The 15,288-nt window shown below is 52.0% G+C and carries 14 protein-coding genes, 1 tRNA gene and 1 pseudogene; 4 read left to right on the forward strand and 12 right to left on the reverse strand.

Features of this window, described 5'->3' with window-relative positions; translation table 11 throughout:
• Nucleotides 1–128: 128 nt before the first annotated feature.
• Nucleotides 129–2,268, reverse strand: a pseudogene (pqqU, locus tag EPYR_RS12685) (TonB-dependent receptor PqqU).
• A 442-nt stretch (nucleotides 2,269–2,710) separates the two neighbouring features.
• Between pqqU and EPYR_RS12690 the strand changes: the two are divergent.
• Together EPYR_RS12690 and EPYR_RS12695 are read left to right on the forward strand one after the other, a co-directional pair.
• Nucleotides 2,711–3,085, forward strand: a complete 375-nt coding sequence (locus EPYR_RS12690; RefSeq protein WP_041474021.1) for a hypothetical protein — start codon at nucleotides 2,711–2,713, stop codon at nucleotides 3,083–3,085.
• 263 nt (nucleotides 3,086–3,348) lie between these two features.
• Nucleotides 3,349–4,818, forward strand: coding sequence for a leucine-rich repeat domain-containing protein (locus EPYR_RS12695; RefSeq protein WP_012668793.1), 1,470 nt, complete (start codon nucleotides 3,349–3,351; stop codon nucleotides 4,816–4,818).
• 434 nt (nucleotides 4,819–5,252) lie between these two features.
• On the opposite strand, the gene EPYR_RS12700 is transcribed toward EPYR_RS12695, so the two are convergent.
• The 9 genes from EPYR_RS12700 to ymcF all read right to left on the reverse strand — a co-directional run bounded on the left by EPYR_RS12700 (nucleotide 5,253) and on the right by ymcF (nucleotide 13,647).
• Nucleotides 5,253–6,839 carry an ABC transporter ATP-binding protein gene (locus EPYR_RS12700; RefSeq protein ID WP_012668794.1) on the reverse strand — a complete coding sequence of 529 codons (1,587 nt, stop codon included), beginning with the start codon at nucleotides 6,837–6,839 and terminating at the stop codon, nucleotides 5,253–5,255.
• 2 nt (nucleotides 6,840–6,841) lie between these two features.
• The gene (locus EPYR_RS12705) at nucleotides 6,842–7,651 is read right to left on the reverse strand and encodes an ABC transporter permease (protein WP_012668795.1); all 810 of its coding nucleotides are present in this window, start codon (nucleotides 7,649–7,651) and stop codon (nucleotides 6,842–6,844) included.
• A gap of 69 nt (nucleotides 7,652–7,720) precedes the next feature.
• Nucleotides 7,721–8,710 carry an ABC transporter permease gene (locus EPYR_RS12710; RefSeq protein WP_012668796.1) on the reverse strand — a complete coding sequence of 330 codons (990 nt, stop codon included), beginning with the start codon at nucleotides 8,708–8,710 and terminating at the stop codon, nucleotides 7,721–7,723.
• A gap of 6 nt (nucleotides 8,711–8,716) precedes the next feature.
• Nucleotides 8,717–10,261 (reverse strand): ABC transporter substrate-binding protein, encoded by a 1,545-nt coding sequence (locus tag EPYR_RS12715; RefSeq protein WP_012668797.1) that lies wholly within the window; start codon nucleotides 10,259–10,261, stop codon nucleotides 8,717–8,719.
• Nucleotides 10,262–10,313: 52 nt separating this feature from the next.
• On the reverse strand, nucleotides 10,314–11,216 hold the full coding sequence (locus EPYR_RS12720) for a homocysteine S-methyltransferase family protein (protein WP_012668798.1): 903 nt from the start codon (nucleotides 11,214–11,216) through the stop codon (nucleotides 10,314–10,316).
• 132 nt (nucleotides 11,217–11,348) lie between these two features.
• Nucleotides 11,349–11,705 carry a hypothetical protein gene (locus EPYR_RS12725; protein WP_012668799.1) on the reverse strand — a complete coding sequence of 119 codons (357 nt, stop codon included), beginning with the start codon at nucleotides 11,703–11,705 and terminating at the stop codon, nucleotides 11,349–11,351.
• A gap of 258 nt (nucleotides 11,706–11,963) precedes the next feature.
• Nucleotides 11,964–12,395: an RcnB family protein gene (locus EPYR_RS12730; RefSeq protein WP_012668800.1), complete on the reverse strand. Its 432-nt coding sequence runs from the start codon at nucleotides 12,393–12,395 to the stop codon at nucleotides 11,964–11,966.
• A 170-nt stretch (nucleotides 12,396–12,565) separates the two neighbouring features.
• Nucleotides 12,566–12,997: an OsmC family protein gene (locus EPYR_RS12735; RefSeq protein ID WP_012668801.1), complete on the reverse strand. Its 432-nt coding sequence runs from the start codon at nucleotides 12,995–12,997 to the stop codon at nucleotides 12,566–12,568.
• 431 nt (nucleotides 12,998–13,428) lie between these two features.
• Complete coding sequence (gene ymcF, locus EPYR_RS21645) at nucleotides 13,429–13,647, reverse strand: cold shock small protein YmcF (protein ID WP_436198088.1); 219 nt, start codon at nucleotides 13,645–13,647, stop codon at nucleotides 13,429–13,431.
• Between the two features lie 270 nt (nucleotides 13,648–13,917).
• Between ymcF and EPYR_RS12745 the strand changes: the two genes are divergently transcribed.
• A tRNA-Gly gene (locus tag EPYR_RS12745) sits at nucleotides 13,918–13,991 on the forward strand.
• 29 nt (nucleotides 13,992–14,020) lie between these two features.
• Here the strand turns inward: EPYR_RS12745 and EPYR_RS12750 are convergent.
• Complete coding sequence (locus tag EPYR_RS12750; protein ID WP_012668803.1) at nucleotides 14,021–14,317, reverse strand: hypothetical protein; 297 nt, start codon at nucleotides 14,315–14,317, stop codon at nucleotides 14,021–14,023.
• Between the two features lie 229 nt (nucleotides 14,318–14,546).
• Entirely contained in the window at nucleotides 14,547–14,708 is a 162-nt protein-coding gene (locus EPYR_RS21560) for a YnfU family zinc-binding protein (RefSeq protein ID WP_222838325.1), read from the reverse strand.
• A gap of 238 nt (nucleotides 14,709–14,946) precedes the next feature.
• On the opposite strand from EPYR_RS21560, the gene EPYR_RS19405 reads away from it, so the two are divergent.
• Nucleotides 14,947–15,252 (forward strand): hypothetical protein, encoded by a 306-nt coding sequence (locus tag EPYR_RS19405; protein WP_041474022.1) that lies wholly within the window; start codon nucleotides 14,947–14,949, stop codon nucleotides 15,250–15,252.
• Nucleotides 15,253–15,288: the final 36 nt, after the last annotated feature.

Raw genomic sequence — 15,288 nt, forward strand, 5'->3', positions numbered from 1 at the left:
CGTAAAGCGTCTGTATAAAGCTCGCGTTTATGCTGACTTATCCATCCAGTATTGTTATTACGGTACTGAGGCAAGCGTCCCTGGCAGGCACTTGCAGGATTCATTGCCGGGCTGCGCCCGGCTAAAATTTAAAACTGATAGCTGATAGTGGCACCACCGCCCCAGTTACGACCCGGTGCCGGTTCGAAGTAGCGTTTGTTACCTTCATTGACGATCACCGAGCCGATGTAACGGCGGTCGAACAGGTTATCGACGCGGCTAAACAGATCCAGCGACCAGCGTTCCCAGTTAAAGCGGTAGCCGCCGTTCAGGCTGGCAATGGTGTAAGACGGAGCCTGAGCACGGTTAGCATCGTTGGCCTGAATCTGGCTCATAGTGCGGATATCCGCACCGGCGTGCCAGCCGCTTTCCGGCGCAAATTGCAGTGAAGCGTAGCCCATATTGCGCGCAATGCCCGGCAGACGGTTGCCCGCTGGAGTACAAACGCTTTTCGCATTACAGGTCTCATGGCGATAGGTGGCGTCCAGCAGCGTCCAGGCCAGCTTCACACGCCAGTCCGTAGCAAACTGCTGGTCAAAGCCCAGCTCTAACCCACGACGGCGCGTTTCCCCGGCGTTTTTATATACGCCACGGCCATTTTCATTGTCATCCACCACCAGCTCATTATCGGTATCGGTCTGGAACAGGGCAGCGGTGAGCAGGCCATAGCCAATGCGGGTTTTACTACCCAGCTCTATCGTATCGCTGGTGGCCGGTTTCAATCCGAGATTCAGTCCGGTAACATCCCCGTTAATGGAACGATAGGACAACTCGTTAATCGTCGGCGTTTCGAAACCCCGACCGGCGGAGAGATAAACATTCCATGCGTCGCTGACCGCATAATTCAGCGCCCCCATTGGTAACAGCCGGTGGTAACGTGCGCTGCCGCTGTCATCGCCGTTGCCCGATGTGATGTAGTAGTCGGTAGAGTCAAAACTGACGGTGCTGTAGCGCAGCCCGGCGTCCAGCGTCCATTTCGGCGTCAGCCGCCAGCGGGTTTGCAGATAAGGATCCAGGTTCCACAGGGTATTTTTTTCATTGCGCCGCTGCGCGCCTTTCTCACCAAAAGCCGGCACGCCACCCACCAGGTTGTAGTTCTGGAAACCCTGGCGGCGCTCGGTCATGGTTTCATAGTCAACCCCGCCGTTCAGCGTCACCGGCACCGCCCCCAGCTGGCCATCGTGCTGCCAGCGGGTATCAATGCCCTGATATTTCCGCTCCAGCAGAATAACGCCACCCGGATAGGCAGGATTGCGCTGCGGTGCCAGCGGAATCGACTGATACTGGGTGGTGTGGCGCTCGCCGTGCCAGGTGGTCAGCGTCAACCGGTCACTGTCGCTGAACTCACGCTGATAGCGTAGGCCAAACTGCGTCTGATCGAGGCTTTTGCGGGTATTAAACGCATCGCCACGCGGCGACTGACGCGGGTTAGCCTGATACTCTTCAGCGGTCAGCCCGCCGGGATCGTTGGCATCTACCGATACGCTGTTGAACATCAGCGTCAGGGTACTGACATCATCCAGCCTTACGCCGAGTTTGCCGTTACCGAGGTTCTTCTGCGTGCCGCTATGATGGCGATAACCGTGGGTGGTAAAGCGCGATGCGGACAGAGTGTAATTGACATCACCTGCCTGGCTACCATCACCGGTCGCGCCGCTGACCTTAACGCTATTACGCCATGAGCCGAACTGCCAAAATAAGTCCCTGCTTCCAGCGTTGTGGGCTGGCTGCCAGAAAGGGTATCAATGTTGACCACGCCGCCGGAGGCATTGCCATACAGTGCGGAGTAAGGCCCGCGCAGCACTTCTATTTTACCCACCGAGTTGATATCGATATTTGACGTCTGTCCCTGACCATCCGGCATGGTGGCCGGAATACCGTCAACATATAACCGCACGCCGCGCACGCCGTACATTGAACGGCTGCCAAAACCGCGTACCGACAGCTGCAGATCCTGCGCATAATTCTGGCGATTCTGGATTTGCAGCCCCGGGACGCTGGCTAAGTTCTCCGCGAGATTAATCTGTGCGCTGGCGCGGCGCAGATCGTCACCGTCCACCACGCTGACCGCAGCAGGCGTATCCAGTTCGGACAGCCCGCCACGCTGTTTAATCACCATAAGGGATGGTTCCTGTGCCTGAACGCCGACTGCATCTGCTTGCGCAGAGCTGAAGCAGCGGGTATCAGCAAAAAAGACGTCAGAAACAAATCTAAGATTTTATTATTCACTGGAATGATTCGATAAGTCTGATTAGTACCCAAGAAGGCTTATCCGGCCCGGCTCAATAATCTCCACCCGTCCTCGGTGATCGACCTGAGCACGCCAGGATAAATCGCAAAAGAGTGTATAACTGATGCCGCATTTAGCACCGACAACTGCCAAAATTGTGTTTCTCATTTCACGCAGAAAATGCCCGGAAGCCTGTTGTTACAGGGGTTCTTTCACTCACTTAGTGTGATCGGGATCGCAATATGTCGGCAATTGTAACACTCATTAGTTGGCTTGCGAACTGGTGTTAACACATTAGCTGAATTGATTCAGTCAACTGTTATCGCCAGACGGATGTGACTATTAGCCACTAATCTGCGGTGAACAGAGCAATGATAATTACGTCATAGAGGTGTGACGGTGGGCTATAATATGCCTGAAATGAAACCAACAGGATGCCGTATGAACCGTTCAGGACGTTGGTCAACGCCAGATTGCTCGCCACGGCCTGCCGTCATTTGCTTACTGCTGTACGTGCTGGTGCTTAGCGCCTGTTCCTCCAACGAGCAGGGCAAAATATGCGTGGGCAAGGTTGAAACGCTGAGTGGTCAACCGCTGGGAATGTTGCAGGGCCGGATTATTGACCGGTTCAGCTCATTTTCAGTCAACCTGCCATCGCTGAAACTCGACAGCGGCCCCTTGCACTCCAATGACCGTCAGCTCTATATCCCCACGGCGGTGACGGAGGATAACTGGCTGACACAACGTATTTCTGACCACCGTTTCGCCCTGATTAACGCGTCAAAAGACCAGGCTATCACTCTCACCTGCCCATAACTGCCGTGCGCCAACAGTTGCACCGTGGTTAAAACCGGCCAGGGTGCCAGGATGCTTATTTAAATTCAGCCGTTATTTGCTGACAAAGATACTTTAAACGCGGCACAGAAAAGAACATAATATGATTTCCTGCTAATAAATTCTGACGCCTTTTCCAGTGAATTTTACTTGTCTCACCTGATTTCAATCTTATATATTTTACGGGAGGAATCTTCCCACCTCATTATAAATAAAACGTCAATCATCATAAATAAGGAATTTTTATGTCAGTTTATACCAAAGGCGCACCCCATACTTTCGCAGCGGTGAGCATGATCTATTTTAAAGATAAGAATCTAGAATCCGCCATTAAAACCACATTAAACCTGGCCGAAAGTGAAGGTGTTTCCACTGTCAATATATTGGATCTGACTCATCTCAGAGCTTTGGATAAGGATATCTCTGATTTGTCGGGTCTGGAATATGCAGAGAATCTGCAGTTAGTCACATTTACAGGGAATAATATTACCTCGTTGGAACCTTTGAAAAATCTGAACCAGCTCTATAGCGTTGGTTTTGCCTATAACCCCAATCTTAAGATGGAGGAAATCCTTAAGCTGGAACACATCACCGAGCTTGATTTATCCGGTAATCAGTATACAGGCGCAGAGTTCGACCGGCTTGAGAAATATTCGGACATGACCGTACTCTGGCTTAACTCGTGCCAGCTCAACTCAGTTTCATTTATGTCCGGAATGAATAAGCTTGTTCAGCTTCAGATTCAAAATAATAATCTGACGAATATTGATGCGCTAAACAGTCGCTGGCTGATTGGTATCTGGGCGACAAATAACCGCATCACCTCGCTGAAAAACGTGGTAAACCTGTCAGGACTGAAAAGACTCTGGCTTGACAACAACCAGTTAACCGATCTCGACTGGCTGAATAAACTGGATAATGTTTCTCATGTCTATGCCAGTAACAATAAGATAGAAAAAGCCGTCGTTGCAGGCCATCAGCAGATCTATTTACTCCAGCTGGATGAGAGTCATATCACTGATATTGAATTGACCAACTTACCCTCTCTGATGCAGGTTAGCCTGAACTACAACAGCCTTTCTTCTTTTAGTAAAGCAGCTAACCTTCCTGCGCTACAATCATTGAGCCTGATTGAAAATATTGAGTTGACCAATATTGAAGGCATCAGTGCGGCACCAAAACTGGTGCGATTGGTTTTGCAGGGTTGCCCTGGCATCTCTGACTTCTCCCCAATTTCATCCTCAGAGCGACTTGTTCAGCTGTACTGCAATAATACCGGTATCAGCGATGAACAGATCAGAGATATAGGATTTAAGAGCAAACTGACTCTGTTAGCCGTTGCTCAGGGTAAACTCACCAATATTGACTTTATTTCTCAATTCCCGGCTCTTAAACTGTTTGCTTTAATGGGCAACCACATTTCCGATATCAGTCTGCTGAGCGATGATATTTCCACCTATTCTGCAACGGATCAAAAAATCAGCCTTGCTGAAGTCGCCGTGGGTGAAAAAACGCAGATTTGGCTAAAAGGCAGATATTCACAGCGCGTTGATAATATTGAATGGCTGACAGAGGGCAACATCTCCACAGAGGGGGATAAGCAATATCTGACCTGGGCTGAAAGTGGGAATAATAAACTGACTTTCTCCTGGCAGGAGAATACCAGCACAGCGCCTTTATTTAGCGGAACGATTACTCAGACCGTCAATGAATAAAAGCGTCTGGTGAAAATGGTGAAATTAAGTTTGCTGCTGTAGCAAAAAAGCCGTACGGTCTGAAATAGCAGAACATCAGACTGTGTCGCAAAAAACGGTCGGGTAACACGATATCAGTTGTTACCCGACAATCCTTACTGCGAGAACTCAAAACGCGACTGGAACTCTTGCAGCGCATACAGTGAGCACGCCACTGGTGTGCATAGTGACAGAGCCAGTAAGATGAAATTAAACAGGTTTTTTTGTCATCGTCAGCATCCCGCCCCTGAGTGCAAGCCGATTGTGTGGTCAAATTAACCGCACACAAACCCCATGCCGTTAGTCGATATCAGCAGAAAATCTGCGCATATTTGTTTTTTAAGCAGCGTGACACAGGGTTATCGGAGTTGAATAACAAACTTTATCCGCCTGCCCCTTTTCACAGGACTTATCATTTACGCATCTTTAGCGCTCACTTCCTGCAACCAGCCGGGGCGCATTTGCGGTACTGCCGCCAGCAGTCGGGCGGTATAGTCGTCAAGTGGAGAGCTGAACACCTGATCCAATCCTCCCTGACGCACAACGTTGCCGTGACGTAACACCATCACTTCATCCGCCACTGCCCTGACGACATGCAAATCGTGGGTGATAAACAGTAGCGAAACGCCGGTTTCCTGCTGCAATTTTTTCAGCAGTGCCAGCACCTCGCGCCCGACCAGCGGATCCAGCGCCGAGGTCGGTTCATCACAGACGATCAGCTCCGGCTGCACCGCCAGCGCACGGGCAATGCAAACGCGCTGTTTTTGCCCACCAGAAAGCGCATGAGGATACCGGTCGGCCAGCAGCGGTGAAAGCCCCACCTTCACCAGTAGCTCATCAACTCGCGCATGACGTTGTGGCGCAGAAAGCCCGGTCAGACACACCATCGCCCGTTCAATTTGCAGCCGGATGGTTAGCCGTGGATTAAGTGCGGTATCGGGGTGCTGATGGATCATTTGCACACTTTGCAGCTGCTGTCGCGTGCGCTGACGTAGCATGGCGGGCAGCGGCTTTTGGTTAAAATGAATCTCCCCCTGCGATGGGGTGACCAGACCACATACGGCGCGCCCGAGCGTTGATTTTCCTGCACCGGACTCGCCGATTAACGCCAGCGTACGCCCACGACCAATGGTCAGCGACACCGCATGCAGTACCTTATCACCGTGATACTCAACGCTGACCTGGCGGGCAATAAGTAACGGCGATGTCGCGCTACGCGGCTGGTGGGGTTCACCATGGCTGTGCAGCAATTGGCGGGTGTAATCCTGCTGCGGCTGCGTCAGCAGCGCCTCAGTGCTGCCCGCTTCCACCTGTCGACCACGGCGCAACACCATGATGCGTTGGCTAAGCTGGGCGACGACCGCCAAATCGTGGCTGATATAGAGCGCGGCGACACCGGTCAGCTCGATGACCTGCTGAATAGCCCTCAATACTTCCAGCTGGGTTGTCACATCCAGCGCGGTGGTAGGTTCATCGAAAATAATCAGTTCAGGCCCGGCGCAAATTGCCATAGCAATCATGGCGCGCTGTAGCTGTCCACCAGAAACCTGATGCGGATAACGTTGGAAGAATATCTCCGGCTGCGGCAGCTGCAGCTGGGAAAAAATTTCAATGGCGCGACGAATAGCCGTGCGGCGATCGCATACCCGATGACGAATGGCGCTTTCAATCACCTGCTCACCGATTTTTTTCGCCGGATTAAAGGCCGCACTGGCGGACTGCGCCACATAGGCAATTTTCGCGCCGCGAACCTTACGCCACTGGCGCTCTGTCAGCGCGGTCAGTTCACGCCCGGAAAAGTGGATCTGCCCCCCGCTCAGCGTCATGCCGTGTCGGCAGTGACCGAGGATCGCCTGACCTATGGTCGATTTGCCCGCCCCGGATTCGCCAATCAACCCGAGTACCTCGCCCTTACGCAAGGTAAAAGAGATGTCATCGACCAGTACTGCGCTACCCGCAGTAACCCGCAGTTTTTCAACGCTTAACAACGGTTGCTCGCTCATATTTACTCCTGCCAGCTACGAGTATGCTGGCTTAACAGCCAGTCGGCCACGCTGTTTAACACCAGCGCCAGCAGGGCAATCGCCGCGCCGGGGATCAAGGCGGCCCAAACGCCAAACAGAATGCCGTCTTTGTTGTCACGCGCCAGTCCGCCCCAGTCGGCAGCAGGCGGCTGAATGCCAAGCCCGAGGAACGAAAGCGCCGACAGGAACAGCAGGATAAAGATAAAGCGTAAGGCGAATTCTGCCACCAGCGTGGTGTAGGCATTCGGCAGGATCTCACGCCACAAAACCCAGCTCAGCCGTTCACCACGCAGGCGGGCCACTTCAATAAACTCCTGTGCGGCAATATCCAGCGCCAGGGAACGCGCCACGCGCAGCACGCGAGTAGACTCAAGAATGCCCAACACGGCAACAATCATCGGCATGGTTTTCGGCAGCATCGCCAACACGACCAGAGCCAGGATCAGCGTTGGGATCGCCATCAGCACATCGTTAACCCTGGATATCAGCTGGTCAACCCAGCCACGGGCGTAACCGGCCAGAAAACCAAGGAAGATACCAATGACAAATGCTAACAGCGTTGCCAGCGCGCTAACACTCAGCGAAATGCGAGTTCCCCAGATCAGCCGAGAAAGCAGGTCGCGGCCAAGATTATCCGTCCCCAGCCAGTTTTGCGGCGTCATCCCGCTCCATGCACTGCCAACTATCTGCTCCGGCGCATAAGGTGCCAGCCACGGAGCCAGCAGTGCTACTAAAATGAACAGGCTCAGCCCGATGGCTCCGGGGAGAACAGCAACTTTCAGTCTCAACATCTACAACAATTCCTGGTAGCGTCCCGGTAACCTGTAAAGGGTCACCGGGATATGAATCAGCGCCGTTGGTTAACGGCTGTGGCGCAGACGCGGGTTGGCCAGCAGGGCAACCACATCCGCCAGAAGGTTCAGCAGGATATAGATACCTGCCAACAGCAGCGCACAATCCTGAATCACCGGGATATCACGTTTGCTAATGCTGTCCACCATATACTGGCCCAGACCTGGATAGACAAAGACATTCTCGACGATCACCACCCCCACCATAAGCCAGGCAAGGTTCAGCACAATCACGTTGATTATCGGCCCCCATGCGTTCGGCAACACATGTCGGAACAGGATCGCTGATGGCGATAACCCTTTCATTAAGGCGGTGTCAACCCATGCGGCATTCTGCGCAGTGACCAGTGCAGCGCGCGTCATATTGCTCATATGCCCGAGAATGGCGAAAATCAGCGTAACACAAGGCAGAGCGATGGCCTGCAGACGATCGCCCAGCGGCATATCATCAGAGATACTGCTGTTACTGGGCAACCAAAAAAACGTGATGGAGAAAACCAGAATCAGCAGATAACCGGAGAAAAATTCCGGCAATGAAACGGCAGCCCGTGTAAACAGGTTAAGCAGGCGGTCAATCCACCGCCCCTGGTAGCGCGCAGAAATAAACCCTGTCACCAGCGCCATTGGCACGGCGACCATTGCGGTAAAACAGGCCAGAGACAGCGTGTTAGCCAGCCGGTCAAGCAGTACTGGTGCAATGGCTTCACGGCTGGTGAAACTATGGCCAAAATCGCCGTGCAGTACGCCAGCCAGCCAGGAGAGATAGCGGCTTAGCGCTGGCTGATCCAGCCCCAGCTGCTGATTAAGCGCCGCCACCGCTTGCGGTGTCGCCGATTGCCCCAGAATTGCGGTTGCTGCATTGCCAGGTAGCAACTGTATGCCGATGAAAATGAGCATTGAGACCACCAGCAGCATGGCTACCCCAGCCAGCAGCCGCAAACCAATCAGTTTTAACAGGGGAAAGTTTCCTTTCCCCCGACTTTCACGAAACAGGCTCATGGGAGATTACGCAAACCACACTTTTTCCGCTGCACGGTTACCGCTCATCGTAAAGCCCGGAATGGCGACGAAGCCACGGATTTTACTGCTGGCCGCATCCAGGGCATCGGCATAAAGCGGGATGATTTCGCTGCCCTTCTCCACCAGCATCACCTGAATATCATGGTATATCTGGCGGCGTTTCTGTTCATCCTGTTCAGCGCGCGCAGCTTTGACCAGCCGATCAAATGCCGGCTCTTTCCACTGCGACTCGTTCCAAGGCGCGTTGCTGGTAAATACCAGCGACAGCAGCGCATCCGCCGTCGGGCGCAGCGCCCAGTTGGAGGAAACAAAGGGCTTCTTCATCCAGACGTTATCCCAGAACGCATCATCCGGCACACGTTCCACCTGCAGCGGAATATCAGCTCTTGCGGCAGAGTTCTGGAACAGCTGACCCGCATCCACCGCGCCAGGGAAGCCAGCTTCGGCAACTGACAGCACCAGTGGCCCGCCAAAGCCGCTTTTCTGCCAGTGATATTTGGCTTTTTCCGGGTCATAAGGACGCTGCGGAATATCCTTAGCGTAATAGGGGCTGGACGGGAAAATCGGGTTGTCATTGGCCACGCTGCCGTAGCCGCTAAGAACGGTGTTTATGATCTGCTGACGATCGATGGCGTATTTCAGCGCGAGACGCCCGTCCAGGGTGTTGAAGGGTGCTGCATGAGCAAGGCCAGGGAAGGTAAAAATCTGACTGTCGCGCGAGCGCAACAGCTGGATGCCTGGCATCCTTTTTAGCCGATCGACAATACGAGGATTAACGCGGTTTATCAGATGTGCAGAACCACTGGCCAGCGCAGCAACACGAGCCGTGGAGTCATTCATCGCCAACGTTTCAACAGAATCAACATGACCGCGAGCCGGATTCCAGTGATGAGGATTACGCTTCACCAGCGTACGCACGCCGGGCTTGAAGTTTTCAAGAATAAACGCGCCTGTACCAATGCCTTTATCGAAGCTTTCGTTTTCGGCAGTGATAACGAAATGCACGTCGCTTAACAGCGCAATAAACTCAACATTTGGCTCTTTCAGCTTGATGATAACCTGATTTGGCGTAGCGGCTTCCAGCGATGTCACCGGCTCCAGATAGCCCTTGACCGAAGAGCTGGATTTCTCATCACGATGATGATTAAGCGAATAAACCACATCTTTGGCACTCAAAGTGCGACCATCATGGAACTGTACGCCCTGACGGATATTAAGCAGCCAGGTTTTACTGCCGTCCCGGGCTTCCCAGCTTTCCGCCAACGAAGGCACGATTTTGCCCTGCTCGTCTATTTCTACCAGGCCGTTAAACAACTGCGAACCGACGAAGTACATGTAGGATTCAAACCAGAATGCCGGATCAAGCCGATCGGTACTGGACGCATTATCGATGCCTACAATCAGATGGCCGCCTTTTTTAGCGGTCTCCGGCGTGGCTTCAGCCGCCCAAAGTGGTGATAAAGGCCAGCCGCCGCATGCAGCAGCAACAGAAAGTGCACCGGTGGTTTTGATAAAGTTGCGACGATTCATGATGTTGTTTTCCTGTTTTTATTTTTCCGCAATGCGGTTGGGGCGCTGGTGTTTATTTAAACGCGCTGGCCAGGCACTGGATATGTTCAGGGCCAATACCACAACATCCGCCGACCAGCGTAGCACCTGCCGCTACCCACTCGCGCGCCCAGCGCAAATAGCCTTCCGGGTGAGTATCCTGACGTAAATCGCTCAGGCCTTCATTGGCTCCGCCTTCGTTGCTGCCGTGCTCGAACGCATTGGCGTAAACGCCAATCCCGGCCCCAGATCCAAGCCGACGCAGAGTTGCGGCCGCCTGCTGCACTGCCGATAGCATGACTTCCGGATTGCTGCAGTTAAACAGAATATGAGTTGCACCTGACTCCACCGCCAGCTCCACGGCGGCAGAAACGCTTTCACCCGAACGCAACCTACTGTCGCGTCGCGTCTTATCAGGGCCATCTTGCAGGCTGAACGACAGCCATAACGGCTGGGGCTGGTCTGCTACCGCTTGGTGAATCGCTACGGCTTCTGCCAGGGAACTGATGGTTTCACCCAGCCAGACATCTACGTAAGGAGCTTGTGCCGCTACCAGTACGCGATAGATCTTCAGCGCCTGTTGTGCATCAAACAGATCGGGTCGGTATGAACCCAGCGCCGGAGGCAAACTGCCCGCCACCTGCACCGGATGTGTGGCGGCATTGGCAGCCTGGCGCGCCAACTGACCGGCCAGTGCGGCCAGATGCTCACCATCAGCGTTAAAACGCGCTTCACCGATGTGGAAAGGGACGACCGCATAGCTGTTGGTAGTGATGGTGCCCGCTCCGGCAGAGATAAAGCTATCGTGAACCTCGCGTACCCTTTGCGGAGCCTCATACAGAGCCAGTGCAGACCACTCAGGCTGGCGGAAAGGTGCCCCTACTCTGGCAAGTTCACGCCCCATTCCACCGTCCAGGATCTTTATCTGCTGAGTCATTGGCCTGCTTCCTTAGAGAAAATTCTTATGTCCATGCTACATAAGGTGATGGCTACATGTCCAGACGTCTATAAGGTTAAATACCGGATAGTTTGGTTCAGGCGGGAAATTAACGGGTACACCCGCCAGGTTTCAGAAAAAGAGTTTTGCTAATCCCAGACCAAGGGCAAGCAACCCGAGCTGAGAAGTGGCAAACCATTTGATCTGTGCGGCGAGAGACTGGTGAAGCTCGCTACGCAGGCTCTCCATTTTACTGTCAAGCCGGAAGACATCTTCTTTGGTGGCATAATTAGACTTGATAACCCCCACATCGATCTTCAGGATGCCGACATCGTCTTTCAGCTTACCGACGTCTTCTTTCAACCGGTCGACATCAACTTTGAGCATGCCAACATCCATTTTAAGCATTCCGACGTCTGTTTTTAACACCCCTACATCGGTCTGTAACAGGCCAATATGTCCTTCCAGTTTATCCATGCGGTTTTCCATGTTCTGTCCTTAGCCCGGTTTATGTTTTTGCTCTGTTCATTCAGTCCGACGTGGGTAATCATAATTGAGGGAATGCCGGAGCAACAAGCCTGATGCTGACGATAATTTGCGCCCTGTGCCGTAAAAATGGGATGTAACAGCGTGCAAAATAACAGGCTGAAAAATAATGATAATGGAACGAGTAAGACGATCTCGTCGGCGGAATAAACCGTTGGGAAATGAGACATGCCGATGGCAGAAGCCATCGGCCAGAGAGAATCAGTGATGGCCTGACAGATTGCCGACGATGATCGCAGTAACCAGCCCCGTTGCAGCCGCAATCAGCACATAGTTGCCGTCAATATAAGCCCAGTGCGCGCCGCGCGGTGGCTCTTCCAGACCACGGTCGCGCCAGTCATCAACGCGGTAACCGTCGCCGCGATAGCGCTGGGGAGCCGGGTGACCACGGCGAAAATCATCGCCACGCCAGGTGAAATGAGTACGTTCTCCCGGATCTTCACGACTGCCGTATCCACGATCGTTGTGGCTGCGGACAGCACGTCGTTCGTCGCCACGATTATCGTGCTCACCCTGCTGCTGGTGCCAGGAGCGATCCGGGCCATCGCCCGGATCATGTGCATGCGAAAAGTTTGTAAAAAAAGCGCCTGCTGTGAAAATGCCAATCATTACTGACAGTGTTGTTTTTTTCATTTTGATATCCTCATTTAGCACACGGCCTGCAAACTGCCGCTACCTGACTATCGGGGATAGCACAACACTTCCCAATCTCTCCAACTCCTAAAGCAGGAGGATTAGCGCGTTTTTTTCACATCCTTAACCGTTTCCTGACTTAACCAGGACGTCGTTGCCTTAAACCGGAATTAATTTTCCAGCTGGTAGTCGAGGGTGATTTCAGTATTCAGCAGTTTAGAGATTGGGCACCCTGCTTTCGCCTGCTGGATGATCCCGTCAAAGGTGGATTTCTCAATCCCCGGCAATGCTATCTTGCTTTGCAACGCCACTTTGGTAATGGCAAAGCCACCATCCACTTTGTCCAGCGAGACATCGGCGGTGGTATCAATACTTTCAGGCGTATGCCCGGCTTCACCCAGCATTAGCGAAAGCGCCATCGAAAAACAGGCTGCGTGCGCAGCGCCGATCAACTCTTCCGGGTTAGTTCCCGGTTTGCCTTCAAAGCGAGTATTGAATCCGTACGGCTGCTGGCTCAGCGCACCACTTTCGGTGGAAACCGTGCCTTTACCCTGCTTAATGTTGCCTTCCCAGTGTGCCTGCCCTTTCTTATGAATGGTCATCGTTTTTCTCCGGTTGTTTAACGCCAGCTACCAGTATAGCCGCTGTATCAGAGTGCGCTGACCAGCGGGTCATTAAACAACCTGTCCATGCCGGATCGATGTAATAAGCAGCAAGCGCCAATGGCTGCATCACCTCAATATCACGGGGCATAAGGGTTGAGAGATCGGCTTGCGACGGTATTTTGCCAGCAAAAACAACTGAGCAACTGTAAGGCAATATACAGGATATGATAGACTGCGCTTTTCCCATTGATGACGAACACAAGGTGATAAGGCGTGAATAAAAGAGCAATTGCCCCCGGACTTATCTTTTTAGCAGCGATGGCGTTTTTGTTCTGGTTTATCGCATCTGGCGCGGCAATGCCGGGGAACTGAGAGGTTAAAACTGAGGAGGATATCTACCATCGGCGACAGGCCGACGGCAATTGTTATCAGCTGGCAAAAGCCTTATAACTGACCATCATTTGAGCTTTACAGAAAATGCAGTTGGCACCGTGAGGATTTTTGGCAGTGATGTTGAAGACTGAGAAGCGGTACTGACATCCGTGACAAGACGGGCACTGATATTTGATATTTTGGATAATAAACCTGCTTATTTTTATAATACGAAAGCGAATGTTAACACAATTTCCATATTCTGTCAGTTTTATTCACTGCAAGCCAATGCTCGATGTCGTGATATCCCGCTGATGCGAAAAAACTGCCTGCTCCGTGCCGTCAATAAAAGGCGCGTTGATTATGCTGATAACGGCTTTTGCAGCGGATCGGTTCAGGCCGCACTTTTCTTCAGCATGAGAAAATGATTTGGGTGATAGCAACACGCCGCCAGCCAACATGGAAAGCGCGAACGGCTTTAGCGATTTAGTTTTGCCCGAATTAAACAATTGTTTTATAGGCTGTGTTATACTCCGCGACGCTGTGCGGCCATCGTATAATGGTATTACCTCAGCTTCCCAAGCTGATGACGCGGGTTCGATTCCCGCTGGCCGCTCCAACACCGCTCAATATCGTGGCATATTTTGTTCAGCTTTGGCTGGCCGCGTAGCTTTTCACCTTGCCGTTAAGTAGTCTTATGGTCAGCGTCCTTCCTTGGGTGGTGCTCATTGCTTTTGCCTGGCTCCAGGTCCACATCAAAATACTTTGCCCCTGCGGAAAGGGCGTTTCTGAAGATGGCTGGCCAAATAAAGCTATCAGATCCTGCCTGGTCGTAACGTCATATTTTATCTGCGCCAATTTAGTATCATCAAAATTCTGCCCGACCGAAGCCGTACATGCACTTAACAATCCCCAAACCAGGCACAGCATGATTTTTTTATCCATATTTGGCATCTCTGGCGATCGATTCGTTCAGGAGATGACTAAACTACAGCAAAAAACACACTCAGGATAGCCCCTGTTTTCTAATAACTATCATATGGTTATCATAATATCGTGCGGCAGGCGTGGCCTACCCTTTCTTCGCTGTGCAGTTTCTTGTGCTGAAAACGATTGACGCGATAAGCGAAGTTTTACGCGGCGCGCGGTAAACCGTGTTTATCAGCACCGGATTTTAGCTATGTATCACGAAAAGGGATTTACACTGTGGGCAAATTAAGGTCTGTTTTTTAGATATTTTAATGGTTAATTGCTTAGAGGTTCTATGACAAACAGGGCACCTGGCATCATGTGTGGTTTTGCCCATTTTAGCCAGCGCAAGATGGAAAAGAGACATGTTATTCGACCTTATTGGTGAACGAAATGCACCATAACACGACTGATGTTTTTTTACTCAAATAAACGAAGTTCGGGGGAGATAACGATTTATCACGATGAATCTTCTTACAAGCTTTTGAAGCCCCGCCATGCTTGTCGGCCGCGGTCAGGTCGTTATGTTAGCCAATAGCTGAAGCAGGCGAAATGAGCAGCATTGGTTATAATACTTCTACCTTAACACCGATTACAGGTGATCTATGCTGTGGCTCGAACAAGGCCTCTATCTGAAAGTGCAGGAAATGGAAAATGGTCCGCGCCCACTTCCCTTACAGAGTGGATTTAGTAGCAACACAGCCTATCGTGCGTTGGGCTGCTTTAATCCATCAGAAACATCTGATTCTTACTATATCCTTTCGAACGACCGCGACGAAATCTGGTTTATCTGTAACCGGCATTTGCGCACCGTATGCTTAATTAATGAGAGTAATGACTTCAGGCTTCCGCTCGTGGCAACATCACAAACTTTCAAGACTGCTCTAAATGGCGCCAACAAGCCTAACTGAATCATTTTTCCGGCGGACAATGCGCCAGATATGCAT

The sequence above is a fragment of the Erwinia pyrifoliae DSM 12163 genome, assembly GCF_000026985.1.
Classification (GTDB): domain Bacteria; phylum Pseudomonadota; class Gammaproteobacteria; order Enterobacterales; family Enterobacteriaceae; genus Erwinia; species Erwinia pyrifoliae.